This is a genomic window from Halomonas sp. A020 (assembly GCF_027943625.1).
In the GTDB taxonomy this organism is placed as follows: domain Bacteria; phylum Pseudomonadota; class Gammaproteobacteria; order Pseudomonadales; family Halomonadaceae; genus Vreelandella; species Vreelandella piezotolerans.
Map to the genome: position 1 here is coordinate 2,542,350 of NZ_AP022850.1, position 14,036 is coordinate 2,556,385.

Annotated in this window: 12 protein-coding genes and 4 tRNA genes; 5 read left to right on the plus strand and 11 right to left on the minus strand. The window is 59.6% G+C overall.

What is annotated here, in order from left to right; genetic code table 11:
- Positions 1 to 6: 6 nt before the first annotated feature.
- The 5 genes from lnt to miaB all read right to left on the minus strand — a co-directional run bounded on the left by lnt (position 7) and on the right by miaB (position 5,487).
- Positions 7 to 1,464, minus strand: a complete 1,458-nt coding sequence (lnt, locus tag FRH_RS11870; RefSeq protein ID WP_153842396.1) for an apolipoprotein N-acyltransferase — start codon at positions 1,462 to 1,464, stop codon at positions 7 to 9.
- A 48-nt stretch (positions 1,465 to 1,512) separates the two neighbouring features.
- Positions 1,513 to 2,397, minus strand: coding sequence for a transporter associated domain-containing protein (locus tag FRH_RS11875; RefSeq protein WP_139525538.1), 885 nt, complete (start codon positions 2,395 to 2,397; stop codon positions 1,513 to 1,515).
- 110 nt (positions 2,398 to 2,507) lie between these two features.
- Complete coding sequence (gene ybeY / locus FRH_RS11880; RefSeq protein WP_139525539.1) at positions 2,508 to 2,972, minus strand: rRNA maturation RNase YbeY; 465 nt, start codon at positions 2,970 to 2,972, stop codon at positions 2,508 to 2,510.
- On the minus strand, positions 2,969 to 4,057 hold the full coding sequence (locus FRH_RS11885; RefSeq protein ID WP_139525540.1) for a PhoH family protein: 1,089 nt from the start codon (positions 4,055 to 4,057) through the stop codon (positions 2,969 to 2,971). Before FRH_RS11885 ends, ybeY begins: the two co-directional genes overlap by 4 nt.
- Positions 4,058 to 4,143: 86 nt before the next feature.
- On the minus strand, positions 4,144 to 5,487 hold the full coding sequence (gene miaB, locus FRH_RS11890) for a tRNA (N6-isopentenyl adenosine(37)-C2)-methylthiotransferase MiaB (protein WP_281996926.1): 1,344 nt from the start codon (positions 5,485 to 5,487) through the stop codon (positions 4,144 to 4,146).
- Between the two features lie 188 nt (positions 5,488 to 5,675).
- Here miaB and FRH_RS11895 point away from each other — a divergent pair.
- The 4 genes from FRH_RS11895 (at position 5,676) to FRH_RS11910 (ending at position 6,553) form a co-directional block, all read left to right on the plus strand.
- Positions 5,676 to 5,751, plus strand: a tRNA-Asn gene (locus FRH_RS11895).
- A gap of 88 nt (positions 5,752 to 5,839) precedes the next feature.
- Positions 5,840 to 5,915, plus strand: a tRNA-Asn gene (locus tag FRH_RS11900).
- Positions 5,916 to 5,953: 38 nt separating this feature from the next.
- Positions 5,954 to 6,029: transfer RNA gene (locus FRH_RS11905), tRNA-Asn, on the plus strand.
- A 143-nt stretch (positions 6,030 to 6,172) separates the two neighbouring features.
- A complete protein-coding gene (locus FRH_RS11910) occupies positions 6,173 to 6,553 on the plus strand; it encodes a metalloregulator ArsR/SmtB family transcription factor (protein WP_176558203.1) in 381 nt (126 codons plus the stop codon).
- 74 nt (positions 6,554 to 6,627) lie between these two features.
- Here FRH_RS11910 and FRH_RS11915 read toward each other — a convergent pair whose 3' ends face one another.
- Positions 6,628 to 8,721, minus strand: a complete 2,094-nt coding sequence (locus tag FRH_RS11915) for a carboxy terminal-processing peptidase (RefSeq protein WP_281996927.1) — start codon at positions 8,719 to 8,721, stop codon at positions 6,628 to 6,630.
- Positions 8,722 to 8,859: 138 nt separating this feature from the next.
- Here FRH_RS11915 and FRH_RS11920 point away from each other — a divergent pair, with 138 nt between their 5' ends.
- On the plus strand, positions 8,860 to 10,164 hold the full coding sequence (locus FRH_RS11920; RefSeq protein ID WP_153842398.1) for a M18 family aminopeptidase: 1,305 nt from the start codon (positions 8,860 to 8,862) through the stop codon (positions 10,162 to 10,164).
- Positions 10,165 to 10,243: 79 nt separating this feature from the next.
- On the opposite strand, the gene FRH_RS11925 is transcribed toward FRH_RS11920, so the two are convergent.
- From FRH_RS11925 to FRH_RS11945, 5 genes are all read right to left on the minus strand, one after another.
- Positions 10,244 to 10,320 (minus strand) — tRNA-Met (locus FRH_RS11925).
- A 64-nt stretch (positions 10,321 to 10,384) separates the two neighbouring features.
- Positions 10,385 to 11,476 (minus strand): redox-regulated ATPase YchF, encoded by a 1,092-nt coding sequence (gene ychF, locus FRH_RS11930; RefSeq protein WP_281996928.1) that lies wholly within the window; start codon positions 11,474 to 11,476, stop codon positions 10,385 to 10,387.
- Positions 11,477 to 11,580: 104 nt separating this feature from the next.
- Positions 11,581 to 12,162: an aminoacyl-tRNA hydrolase gene (pth, locus tag FRH_RS11935; RefSeq protein ID WP_239296229.1), complete on the minus strand. Its 582-nt coding sequence runs from the start codon at positions 12,160 to 12,162 to the stop codon at positions 11,581 to 11,583.
- A gap of 188 nt (positions 12,163 to 12,350) precedes the next feature.
- Entirely contained in the window at positions 12,351 to 12,992 is a 642-nt protein-coding gene (locus tag FRH_RS11940; RefSeq protein WP_281996929.1) for a 50S ribosomal protein L25/general stress protein Ctc, read from the minus strand.
- 96 nt (positions 12,993 to 13,088) lie between these two features.
- Complete coding sequence (locus tag FRH_RS11945) at positions 13,089 to 14,030, minus strand: ribose-phosphate pyrophosphokinase (RefSeq protein WP_026001771.1); 942 nt, start codon at positions 14,028 to 14,030, stop codon at positions 13,089 to 13,091.
- Positions 14,031 to 14,036 lie beyond the last annotated feature (6 nt).

Genomic DNA, 14,036 nt, shown 5'->3' on the forward strand with positions numbered 1-14,036 from the left:
CAACCGTTACCGCCGACGCACGAGGCCCGGTAGCAGCAGTAGCCCCGCCAGCAACCAAACGGGCAGGCTGCCCAGGCGGGTGAACGGCGTCAGCCCCTCCATGGCGTAAAACTCGCCGGTGAGATAGGTGGTCTCGAACTGCGGCGCGCGCTCCACTACGTCGCCACGTGGGTCGATGATGGCGGTGATGCCGTTGCTGGTGGCGCGTACCACGTAACGGCCGTTCTCCAAGGCGCGCAGGCGCGCCATTTGCAGGTGCTGGTGCGGGCCGATGGAGGCGCCGAACCAAGTATCGTTGGAGACGGTCACGATCACGCCGCTATCTGCCGCCCGCTTTGCGACCAGCGCTGGGTAGATGATCTCGTAGCAAATGGCGTTACCGATCGCCACTCCTGCTGCTTGCATCGGCACCTGCTCGGAGGCGCCCTTGGTAAAGCTGGACATGGGCAAGTCGAAGAAGTTGATGGCGCCGCGCAGCAGGCTCTCCAGCGGCAGGTACTCACCAAACGGCACCAGGTGCTCTTTTTGGTAGCTGCCTTCCACGTTGCCAACGCCAATCACGCTGTTGAAGTAGCGGTCGTTCTCATCCAACTGCACGATGCCGGTGATGAGAGCCGTTTCAGGCGGCAGGTTGGACTGCACTCGCTCCAGCACGGGCCGTGCTTGGCTATCGATCATGGGCAACGCCGTTTCCGGCCACACGATCAGATCCGTCTCATCCGCCACTTCGCGCGTCAGCTCGCTGTAGGTATTGGCCGCGGTACGCTGGCCTTCGGGGGTCCACTTCAGCAGCTGCGGCAAGTTTCCCTGTAGCAGCGCCACGCGGGTAGGCTCGCTGACCGGCGTGGTCCACTGGCTGGGCAGTGCCAGCGGGGCCAGCCAGATGGCGGCCAGCGGCAGGGCGACCCACCACTGGCGGCGCAATAGTTCCGCTCCCAGCGTGCCGGTGAGCACCACCAGCAGCGAGAGTAGGTAGACACCTCCTACTGGGGCCCAGTTGGCCAGTGGGGAGTCCACGTAGCTCGCGCCGACCAGCAGCCAAGGGAAGCCGGTGAACAAGTAAGTGCGCAGCACCTCGCCCAGCACCCACGCACCAGCAAAGGTGAGCAGCGCCCAGCGGGGGCCGATGAAGCGGCGGTAGAGCCAGAACGTGCCCGCAAAGAAGAGCGCCAGCACCCCAACGAAGAGCGCCGTCAAAAACACCGCCAGCGGCACCCCGGTATAGCCGTAATCGTGAATCGAGACGTACACCCAAGAGGTGCCGCTGGCAAATAACGCCACGCCATAAAGCCAGCCTTTCAGCGCCGCCTGGCGCGGAGTCAGCGTGTGCAGGCCCACGTACAGCAGGCCCATGGCCACCGGGCCTAGCCACCAGAGTTCGAAGGGGGAGGCGGTCAGCGTGGTAAAGCCGCCCGCCACCAGAGCGGCGAGCAGCTGTAGCATCAACGTGGGTGTGAACCCCATGGCGATATCCTATCTGCAGGGTAGTAAAGACAGTGGGAGGACGGCCATCTAGTCGTCCTGATGCTCGTCGTCAGCGGCGTCGCTGTCGCGGTAGGCTTCGAGCAGGCGAATACGGCGATTATCGGCGTTCAAGATGACGAAGCGCCAGCCGCCTAGCGTCGTGTGTTCGCCGCGGCCGGGAAGGTGACCGAACTGCTGCATGACCAGTCCACCCACCGTGTCGAATTCGTCGTCGGAGAATTCGGTGCCGAAACGCTCGTTGAAGTCTTCGATGGGCGTGAGGGCGCGAATGGCGAAGTGGCCGTTCTCCAGCGTACGGATATCGTCCTCTTCATCGGTATCATGCTCGTCTTCGATATCCCCGACGATCTGTTCGAGAATGTCTTCGATGGTGATGATCCCCGCCGTGCCACCGTACTCGTCCACCACGATCGCCATATGGTTATGGGTCTCGCGAAACTCCTTGAGCAGCGTATTCAGACGTTTGGATTCGGGAATGAACATCGCTGGGCGCAGCACGTCTTCCAGCTTGAAGGCGTCGCGGCTCTCTTGCGATTGTGACAGCAGGGGCAGTAGATCCTTGACAAGCAGGATACCTTTCACGTCGTCCAGATTTTCGCCCACCACGGGGTAGCGGGAGTGGCCGGTTTCTTGGATTAGCGGCAGGTAATCTTCCCGCGTTTGATCGAGGGTAATGGCCGTGACCTGAGAGCGTGGGATCAAGATTTCACGCACCTGCTGATCGCTGATATCGAGCGCCCCCTCAATAATCATGATGGCGTCTTGATCGAGCTTCAGTTTGCCAGCGGTGTGGCGTAAAAACGTCATCAGCTCGTCTCGTGAGCTGGGTTCGTCGTTGTCTCCGGAAAGGGCGCCAAAGAGTTTCTCGAGCCATGATTTTTGATTGGGGTTGCTCGATCGGTCTTCGCTCATTGCGTCAAATCTCTCAGTTACCAAAAAAGGTGTTGCTAGGGTGATCGTACATACACGCCATCGTTGTATCACTGAGTGGCCGTTGACACCACTCTAAACGTTCGCTGGATTTAGGACGCGTGATAAGGATCAGCAATATCGAGGGAAGCCAACAGCTCACGCTCTAATTGCTCCATCTCTTCGGCTTCCTGGTCGTCGATATGATCGTAGCCCATCAAGTGAAGGGTGCCGTGTACGACCATGTGTGCATAGTGGTGGGCCAGCGGCTTCTGCTGTTCGTCGGCTTCGCGGGCGACCACGGCGTGACAAATGATTAGGTCACCCAGCAGCGGAAGAGTGATGCCAGGTGGGTTCTCGAACGGAAACGAGAGCACGTTGGTGGGCTTGTCTTTACCGCGATAGTCGCGGTTGAGCGCCTGGCTCTCCTCTTCGTCGACGAAACGAATGGTCAACTCTTGACGCTCGTCGTCCGGATGACGAGAAAAGACACAGCCCACCCAGTGGGTGAGCTGTTCGAGCGAAGGGAGCAGCGGCTCATCGATGGCCGCCTGCCGGTCGATCACGATAGTGCTCATCGGTCGTTCTCTCTCGGACTGCTGTTGCGCTCCATGGCCTGCATACGCGCTTCGCGCTCCTGCTGGCGGGCTTCACGCCGGGCACGCTCGGCCACTTCCTGCTGAGACTCGAACTCGTCGTAGGCTTCGATGATGCGCTGCACCAGCGGGTGACGCACTACGTCCTTCGCGGCAAAGTGGGTCACGCCGATGCCGGGGGTATCCTTGAGCACGTCCAGCACCTGCGACAGCCCCGAGCGCTGCCCCCGGGGCAGGTCGACCTGGGTAATGTCGCCGGTGATGACCGCCGTGGAGCCAAAGCCGATCCGCGTCAGAAACATCTTCATCTGCTCCGGCGTGGTGTTCTGGCTCTCGTCCAAAATGATGTACGAGTTGTTGAGTGTGCGGCCACGCATGTAAGCCAGCGGGGCAATCTCGATCACCTGACGCTCGATCAGTTTCGCCACCTGCTCAAAGCCGATCATTTCGTACAGCGCGTCGTATAGCGGGCGCAGGTACGGGTCGATCTTTTGCGCCAAGTCCCCCGGTAGGAAGCCGAGCTTTTCGCCCGCTTCCACCGCTGGGCGGACCAGAAGGATGCGGCGCACCTCTTGCTGGTTGAGCGCTTCCACGGCAGCCGCTACGGCAAGGTACGTTTTGCCGGTACCCGCTGGTCCGATGCCGAAGTTGATGTCGTGCTCGCGGATGCTCTGCACGTAGCGCTGCTGGTTCAGGCCGCGGGGTTTGATCATGGCACGCGGGGTGCGCATGATCACTTCATCGCTACCGCCTTCGCCGTCCTCTTCCTCCTCCAGTGCTTCCAGGCCTGACTCCTGCAGGAATAGATGCACGGTATCCGCCGAGAGCTCGTCGGCAGCGGTTTCACGGTAGAGGTGTTCCAGCACGTTGGCAGCCGCTTTGATACGATTCGCGGCACCGGCCAGCTGAAAAACGTTGCCACGGTTGCGCAACGTCACGTCCAGGCGGCTCTCGATCAGCTTTAGGTGCTCGTCCTGCTGGCCGCAGAGGCTGGCAAGGCGCTGCGGGTCATTGGGTTCAAGGCTTAGGGTAATGATGCGATTGGCCTGAGGTGATGGCTGGCTCAAGAGTAAGAAACCCGTTAGTTGATGTGTGTGAGTCTCAGCTTACTGCCCCGGCGGGGCCGGGGCAATTACATAGGATAGGCGAGCGATCAATAACGCTCGCCCGAAGCAAGCTCGCCACGCAGCGAGTTGGGCAGCGCTTCGGTGATCTCGACATCGACGAAGTAGCCGATCAGTTCGGTGGGGTTGGCGGCACGGAAATTGACGACTCGGTTGTTCTCGGTGCGCCCGGAGAGCTGGCCGGGGTCCTTGGGCGAGAACCCGGTGACCAGGATGCGCTGGGTAGAGCCCACCATACGGCGGCTGATTTGCGCCGCCTGCTGCAGGATGCGCTCCTGCAGAATGGCCAGGCGCTGCTTCTTGACGCTTTCTGGCGTGTCGTCGGCCAAGCCCGATGCCGGCGTGCCGGGGCGCGCCGAGTAGACGAAGCTGAACGAGTGGTCGAAGCCGATGCGATGAATCAGATCAATCGTCGCTTCGAAATCTTCTTCCGTTTCACCGGGGAAGCCGATGATGAAGTCGGAGGAGAAGCTAATATCCGGGCGGTTCGCGCGGATGCGCTCCATCTTCTCGATGTACTCTTCTGCCGTGTGCCCGCGCTTCATGGCGCTGAGAATTCGGTCGGAGCCGGACTGCACCGGTAGGTGCAGGTGGCTGACCAGCTCGGGAATCTCGGCAAAGGCGTCGACCAGGCTGTCAGTGAATTCCACTGGGTGCGAGGTAGTGAAGCGAATGCGGTCGATACCGTCGACGGCGGCCACGCAGGCAATCAGCTCGGCCAGGTCGATCTCGTCGCCATCGTCATTCTCCCCCCGGTAGGCGTTGACGTTCTGGCCCAGCAGGTTGATCTCGCGCACGCCCTGGTCCGCCAGGTGGATCACTTCGTCCATCACCGCCTCGAAGGGTCGCGAGACCTCTTCGCCACGGGTGTAGGGCACCACGCAGAACGTACAGTACTTGGAGCAGCCTTCCATGACCGACACGAACGCCGTCGCGCCATCGGACTTGGGCTGGGGCAAGTGGTCGAACTTCTCGATTTCCGGGAAAGTGACGTCCACCGCCGCAATCTGATTATTGTTGCGGGCGTCGAGCATCTTCGGCACGCGGTGTAGCGTTTGCGGGCCAAAGATCATGTCCACGTAAGGGGCGCGTTTGCGCAGCGCTTCACCCTCTTGGCTGGCTACGCAGCCGCCCACACCAATGACCAGGTCTGGATTGGCGTCTTTGAGCTTTTTCCAGCGGCCTAGCTGGTGGTACACCTTGTCCTGCGCCTTTTCACGAATGGAGCAGGTGTTGAGAAGAATGACGTCTGCTTCCTTCTCGTTATCGGTGAGTTCTAGCTGGTGAGATTCGCCGAGTAGGTCCGCCATACGCGAGGAGTCGTACTCGTTCATTTGGCAGCCGTGCGTTTTGATGAAGAGCTTCTTCGCCATCGGTACCTGTCATCTATGGGTCGTCGAAGGGGACGAGGGATGAATGAAATAACGGTGAGACAGCGTGCAGCGCTGCCGTCGAATGGCTGCATTATACGGACACAGCCAACCAGGGGCTAGCACTCCCCCATAATCGATACTTGACCCGCGCGATTCAATCAGTATACTACGCACCGTGTTTGAGCAGTTCCTCGATAGCTCAGTTGGTAGAGCAAATGACTGTTAATCATTGGGTCGCAGGTTCGAGTCCTGCTCGAGGAGCCAAAACACTTATCAGCACAGTGGCTTAGGTCAATCTACGCAAACACTGATAAGTCGTCGGTTCCAGCTCAGACGCAACAGCAAACGATGTTCCTCGATAGCTCAGTTGGTAGAGCAAATGACTGTTAATCATTGGGTCGCAGGTTCGAGTCCTGCTCGAGGAGCCACATCGCTGTTCTGCTATTATTACCGATAAGGTAAACGTTCCCCGATAGCTCAGTTGGTAGAGCAAATGACTGTTAATCATTGGGTCGCAGGTTCGAGTCCTGCTCGGGGAGCCATTTAGCGTATCACCTTTCCTATCTGAATGATTCTATCGCCCGTTGCCAACTGGCATCTTGGGTGTTTTTACATGTGTATTTGTTAGCTGTCCGTCCCTTCTTAACGCCTGCCTATCGTATGGCGTACACTATGTTTCCAATTCATGGCGTGGGAAGGTGTCGTGGGAGAAGCGGCTAGCCTGCAGGCGCTGCAGGTGTTCAAGTGTTTGAGCGATGAGACGCGGCTGATGCTGGTGCTGCTGATTGCCCGCGAGCAGTCGCTGTGTGTGTGTGAGATGACCTATGCGCTTGAGGAGTCTCAGCCCAAGGTGTCGCGCCATTTGGCACAGCTGCGACAGTGTGGCTTGCTGGTCGACCAGCGGGAGGGGCAGTGGGTCTACTACCGTTTGGCGCCGCAGCTGCCGGCCTGGGCGCAGTCGATCATCGCATCGGGTGCGCAGGGGAGTGCAGTGCCGTTGGAAGCGCTGACGCAACGCTTGGCGCGCATGGGAGATCGCCCGGCGCGGCGTGCGGCGCTCTGTTAACAGCCATCGATGACATGCAAAAAAACGCCAGCCCGAAGGCTGGCGTTGTCGCTTCCAGTGTAGGGTAAGCGTGGTTAACGCTTGGCCATGCGCTGGCTCTCTTGCAGATGAACGTAGTCGAGGAGCACTTCGGCGGCTTCGAGCACGTGGGCGCGGTCCACGGGCATCTCTTCGTCGTCGCTGTCGTTCTCGGTCTCGGCGTCTTCGGTGGCGGCGGTGCCGTCGCTACGCGCGTCCATCCACTCTTCCAGTTCCGGCAGGCCCAGGGCGCGGCGGCGCTGGTTCTCCAGAGAGAGTTGCTCGGCTTCTTGGGCCTCTAGCTCTCTCTGACGCTGCTCGCGGTTTAGGCTCACGCTGGTGTGCTGTTCACGCAGCTGGCGAGCCAGCGTGGACTGGCGTTCCAGATAGCGGAAGTTGGGATTCTCTTTGGCGCGCTCTTCGTGGCGAGCAATCAGCGTAGGCAGTACGCGCTCCGGCTCGCCGTAGCGGCGATACTGAACGTTTTGCACGGTGTCCCAAGCCAATGCGTTATCCAGGCTGCTTTCACCAATGCGCTCGGGGTCGATCAAGCTGGGAAACGTGATGTCTGGCTCCACGCCGCGGTTCTGGGTGCTGTCGCCAGAGATACGGTAGAACTTGGCGCGGGTCAGTTTGATTTGGCCATGGCTCAGCTCGTTGAGGGTTTGCACGGTGCCTTTGCCAAAGGTGGAGGCGCCCACTACAACGCCACGGCCGTAGTCCTGAATGGCGCCGGCAAAGATTTCCGAGGCCGAAGCTGAAAGGCGGTTCACCAGTACGGTGAGTGGACCGTCGTACACGGTGCCCGCTTCGGTGTCGCCGTAGAGCTGAATGCGGCCCTGGGCGTCGCGTACCTGCACGGTGGGGCCGCGGTCGATGAATAGGCCGATCAGCGAATTGGCTTCCTGTAGCGCGCCACCGCCGTTATTGCGCAGGTCCAGCACGATGCCTTCCACACCCTTTTTTTTGAGAGTCTCGATTTCTCGGGCGACGTCGCGGGTGGTGCTGCGGTACTCCTCTTCACCGGCTTGCCAGGCGTCGAAGTCCACGTAGAAGGTGGGCACATTGATGACGCCGATGCGGTGTGGCTCGCCGTCACGCATCACTTCGATCACTTCGCTGTGGGCGGCTTGATCTTCAAGGCTCACCGTATCGCGGGTGATTTCGACGATTTGCGAGCGGGTCATATCCACCGCCTGGGCCGGCACCACGTCCAGGCGGACCACGGAGCCTTTCGGGCCGCGAATCAGGTCGACGACGTTATCCAGGCGCATGCCCACCACGTTGACCATTTCTCCCTCTTCCTGGCCCACGGCGATGATGCGGTCGGCGGGTTCTAATACACCTGCGCGCTCCGCGGGGCCGCCGGGTACGAGGCTAGAGACCTTGACGTACTCGCCGTCGGATTGCAGTAGCGCGCCTATGCCCTCCAGCGAGAGGCTCATTTGAATGTCAAAAGATTCGCCTTGGCGAGGAGATAGGTAGCCGGTATGCGGGTCGATGGTGCCGGAGACAGCGGCCATCAGCAGCCCAAAGACATCTTCCGATTCCGTTTGGCGTAACCGCGAAAGCTGGCCTTCATAACGTTGGCGCAGGTTGTCTTCGATCTGCTCTGCGTCTTGGTCGGTGAGGGCGAGGGTCAGGGCGTCGTTTTTCAGCCGTTTGCGCCATAGCTCATCCAGCTCGCTTTCGCGGCTGGCCCAGGGAGCGTCTTCGCGGTCGACTTCCAAGCGTTCGTTGCTATCGAACTCCAACGATAAACCGTCGTCCAATTCGGCGAGCAGCCATTCCAAGCGGTTTGTGTGCCGCTCGCTGAGACGGTTGTAAAGCGCAAACGCATCGTCTAGGTCGCCGTCGAACAGCGCGTCGGCCATGTCGTCTTCGAGGTGGCGATAGGGTTCGATGTCACGGTTCAGTAAGTAGCTGCGCTGACCATCAAGAATGTCCAGATAGCGCTGGAAAGCTTCCTGTGACCACTGTTCGTCGAAATCAATATCGGCATAATGGCCATAGCGGAGGGCTTCCGCAATTTCCACCGCCGCTTGGCGTTGTTCGTCGGTCGGCGCAAGTTGCGCCAGCGCTGCCGGGCTGGTGATCACCAGCATGACGGCAAGGGCGACCGAGCGCGAAAGCGTTGCAAACAAGCTCATCAGTCAAGCTCTCCCGGATTTGTGTACACTCATTCTTCCCTAGACCCGCAGTCAGCCTATGAGTTGCGTAGGCCGAGGGAGCATTGTAGCAGGTCATTTCCCCTGTGAGACTCAATCATTACTGTTATGAGGAATTCCATGTCCGAGGCTTTCAACGCGGAACGTTTAACGCGGCTGTGCGATTTTCTGCAGCAGTCGCCCACGCCATGGCATGCGACCCAACGCATGGTCGAGCGTTTGGAGCAGGCGGGCTTTGCGCGCCTGGAAGAGACCGCGAACTGGCAGTTGTCGCCAGGAAAGCGCTACTACGTGACGCGCAACGACTCGTCGGTGATCGCGTTTCAGCTGCCCGCTGGTAAGCTGACCAGCCTGCGCATGCTGGGTGCTCACACCGATAGCCCAGGGCTGCGCTTGAAGCCCAACGCCACCCAATATTCAGCGGGTTGGCTGCAGTTGGGCGTGCAGGTGTACGGCGGCGTGCTATTGGCCCCCTGGTTTGACCGCGATTTGGGCTTGGCGGGCCGCGTTCACGTGCGCCATGCCGATGGCCGCTTGGAGAGCGTGCTGCTCAACGTGGCGCGTCCGATTGCAATGATTCCGAGCTTGGCGATCCATATGGACCGCGATGTAAATGCGGGGCGCTCGATCAATCCGCAAACACAGATGGCGCCGGTGCTGATGCAGAGCGATACCGCCAAGCTGCACGAACTGCTGGGGCAGTGGTTGGAAGAGCAGCACGGCCTACGCGCGGTCGAGGTGGTGGATTTCGAGTTGGGTTTTTACGACGTTCAGCCGCCATCACTGGTCGGGTTGCGCAAGGAGCTGCTGGCCAGCGCGCGGCTGGATAACCTGCTTTCGTGCTTCGTGGGCCTGGAAGCGCTGCTGGAAAGCGATGGTAGTCAGGGCGCGCTGCTAGTGGCGAATGACCATGAGGAGGTGGGCAGTGCCAGCGCGTGCGGTGCCCAGGGGCCGTTCTTGAGCGACGTGCTGAAACGCTTGAATGCCCAGGTGGGCGGTGGCAGCGAGGAGTCGTTGATTCAGCTGATTCAATCGTCGCTGATGATTTCCTGCGATAACGCCCACGCGCTGCATCCAAACTTCCGCGACAAACACGATGAACGTCACGGTCCGGCCATTAACGGCGGCCCGGTGATCAAGGTGAACGCCAGCCAACGCTACGCCACCAATAGCGTCACCGGCGCGCTGTTCCGGGACGTGTGTCGCGAAGCAGATGTGCCCGTACAGTCGTTCGTCACACGGGCGGATATGGGCTGTGGTAGCACCATAGGGCCGATTACCGCCACGGAAGTGGGCGTGCCGACCATCGACGTCGGGTTGCCCCAGTGGGCGATGCACTCGATTCGTGAAACGTCCGGTACGCGAGACGTGGATTACCTGACCCGTGCGCTGACGGTCTTCTTGAACCGCCCGGCGCTTGCGTAATATTGATCAGCATTTTAAAAACGAAAAAGGCCCGCTGACTGAGTCAGCGGGCCTGGCTATTGCTAGCGGTATTCGGTGTTGGTGGCTACGCCCTGATTTGAACAGGGGACCCCATCATTATGAGTGATGTGCTCTAACCAGCTGAGCTACGTAGCCGTTCAACGGGGGCGAATATTACCCAGAGGCACGCCGCCCGTCAAGCATTTGTTTCTTTTCTCGCTTATACATTGAAGCGGAAGTGGATCACGTCGCCATCTTTGACGATGTACTCTTTGCCTTCCAAGCGCCATTTGCCGTTGTCTTTGGCACCTTGTTCGCCGCCTAGCGCGACGTAGTCGTCATAGGCGATGACCTCGGCGCGAATGAAGCCTTTATGAAAATCGGTGTGAATCACACCGGCGGCTTCCGGCGCGCTAGCGCCCTGTTTCACGGTCCAGGCGCGCACTTCTTTCACACCGGCGGTGAAGTAGGTTTGCAGGCCCAGCAGGGCGTAGCCCGCGCGAATCACGCGGTCGAGTCCCGGCTCTTCCATGCCCATGTCGGCCAGGAACATGCTGCGCTCTTCGTCATCCAGCTCGGCAATTTCGGCTTCTAACTGGTTGCACACCGGCACGACGACTGCACCTTCTTCGGCGGCGATCTCTTTGACGATGTCCAGGTAGGGGTTGTTCTCGAAGCCGTCTTCATTGACGTTGGCAATGTACATGGTGGGCTTGAGGGTCAAGAAGCCGAAACTTTTTACCTGACGCTTCTCGTCCTCGTCCAGCCCAAAACTGCGCAGCGGCTGGCCTTCTGCCAGGTGCGGCTGAATCTTGTCCAGCACGGCTTTGGTGGCAATGGCGTCTTTGTCACCACCTTTCACCACGCGCACCAAGCGCTGACTGGCTTTCTCGACGGTGTCCAGGTCGGCAAGGGCGAGCTCGAGGTTGATGGTCTCGATGTCGGCGCGTGGGTCGACCTGATTGGCGACGTGGATGACGTTGTCGTTATCGAAACAGCGCACCACGTGGGCAATCGCTTGGGTTTCGCGAATGTTGGCGAGGAACTTGTTGCCCAGGCCCTCTCCCTTGGAGGCGCCTGCTACAAGACCCGCGATGTCCACGAACTCCATAGTGGTGGGCAGCACTTTTTCAGGCTTCACAATGGCCGCCAGCTTGTCCAGACGTGGGTCGGGCATCGGCACGATACCGACGTTGGGTTCGATGGTGCAGAACGGAAAGTTCTCGGCATCAATGCCCGACTTGGTCAACGCATTGAAGAGCGTGGATTTGCCTACGTTGGGTAGGCCGACGATACCGCAGTTAAAGCCCATAAAATAACTTCCTGACCGCTAGGGCGGCGCAACCGTTGCTGCGTCTGCCCGGTGTGAAAAGAGTGCGTTCGTAACGCGGGGTGATAGAGTCCGACAACGTGCCGCTATTTTACGCTATGCAGGCGGTTCATGGCTTTAGCCCAGTCGCCGGAAAGCGCGAGGGGCAGCGTGGCCAGACACTCGTCCAGCGAGCGCTCGATGGCTTCTTGTTCGGCCTTGCCCGGGCGGCCCAGCACGTAATTGACCACCTGCTTCGCTTCGCCCGGGTGGCCAATTCCAATGCGCAGGCGGTGAAACTGCTTCTGGTTGCCCAGGGCGCTGATGATATCGCGCAGCCCGTTGTGGCCGCCGTGTCCGCCGCCGGTTTTATAACGTGACTGCCCCGGGGGAAGGTCGAGTTCGTCGTGGGCGACCAGCAGGTTCTCCGGGGTCAATTTGAAGAATTGGGTAAGCGCGGCGACCGCCGCACCGCTACGGTTCATGAACGTGGTGGGGTTGAGCAAATGCAGCTCATGGTCACCCACACGGGCTTTGGCGTAGAGACCTAAAAACTTTTTTTCAGGACGCAATTCGGTGTGGGCGCTGCGTGCAATGGCGTCGACGAGCCAAAAGCCCGCGTTGTGTCGGGTGGCGTCGTATTCAGCGCCTGGGTTGCCCAGTCCTATAATGGCCGTTACCTGGCTCATTTTCCCACCTCCAACGGTTCTGGAAGATATGACGACGTGTGACGGAACTGCCTTGGCAGGCGGCTGCCTGAGGCTATCGAGCCTCATGCCGCAAAAAAAAATCAAGCGCCGAAGCGCTTGATTTTAACATCCCTGGGCCATGCGAGCATGGCCCAGGCAGCGCTGGCTGGCAGCACTTTTAACCAGGCTTACTCGGCGCTGTCTTCTGCGTCGCCTTCGCCTTCGTCTTCTTCTTCGTCGTCGCCGCGTACTTTCACTTTGGTGATGCTCAGAATGGCGTTGTCGTGCTCTTCACCATGGGACAGGTCAACGGAGGTGACGCCGGCCGGCAGGGTCAGGTCAGACAGGTGCAGAGTCGTGCCCAGCTCGACCTTGCTGATGTCCACTTCCAGGAAGTCCGGAAGATCTTTCGGCAAGCAGCTAATGGCCACTTCGTTGGCCAGTACGTGCAGTTCGCCGCCTTGGTCTTTGATGCCGACACACTTCTCTTCGTTCACCACGTGCAGCGGCACGTTAATGGTGATTTCGTGAGTAGCGTCAACACGCAGGAAGTCAGCGTGGGTCAGCAGCGGCTTGAACGGGTGACGCTGCAGGTCACGAACGACAACTTGCTCTTCTTTACCGTCGATCACCAGCTTGATGACAGAGGAGAAGAAGGACTCGTCTTCGATCGCTTTGTAGAACGCCGTTTTTTCTACGGAGATCGACTGAGCACCTTTCTCACCGCCGTATACAACGGCCGGTACTTGTTGGTTCGCACGACGCAGGCGGCGGCTCGCACCTTTCCCCAGGTCGTTACGAACGCTGGCTTGCAGGATAAAATCAGACATGGAATTTGCCTCTTGGTTTAAGTAAGGAAACGCCGCCGCCCGCGACCAGACGACGACGTTTCCAGGGCCCCAAGTGGGGGCTCATAACGTCAGGCGTTAGTGAAACATCGCGCTGACGGATTCTTCGTTGCTGACGCGGCGAATGGCTTCCGCAATCAGGCCAGCAACGCTCAACTGGCGAATTTTTCCGCTGCGACGCGCGTGGTCGGCGAGCGGAATGGTGTCGGTCACGACAACCTCGTCCAGTACAGAGTTGGTAATGTTGTCGACCGCGGGGCCGGACAAGATCGGATGCGTGGCGTACGCGACAACGCGCGCAGCGCCGTGGTCTTTCAGGGCTTCACCGGCTTTACACAGCGTGCCGGCGGTGTCGATCATGTCATCGACGACCACGCAGGTGCGTCCTTCGATTTCACCGATGATGTGCATCACCTGGGCTTGGTTCGCCTGGGGGCGACGCTTGTCGATGATCGCCAGATCGGCGTTGAGCTGCTTGGCGATGGCACGGGCGCGTACCACGCCGCCAACGTCAGGAGAGACGACCACGAGATCGTCGTAGTTCTGACGCTCGATGTCGTCCAGCAGGATCGGTGAGCCGTATACGTTATCGACCGGAACGTCGAAGAAACCTTGGATTTGGTCAGCGTGCAGGTCCATGGTCATGACGCGGTCGACGCCTGCTTTCACCATCATGTCCGCCACGACTTTGGCGGAGATGGGAACACGGGCGGAGCGTACACGACGGTCCTGGCGGGCATAGCCAAAATAGGGAACCACTGCCGTAATACGGGTCGCTGAGGCGCGACGCAGAGCGTCGACCATCAGGATCAGTTCCATCAGGTTGTCGTTCGTCGGGGCACAGGTGGATTGCAGGATGAAGACATCCTTACCACGCACGTTCTCATTGATCTCGACCGCGATTTCGCCGTCGCTAAATTGACCCACCGTGGCGTTACCCATCCGGCTGTCTAAGCTCTCGGCAATCTTTTGAGCGAGTTCGGGATTGGCGTTCCCGGTGAAAACCATCAATTTTGACACGCGCAG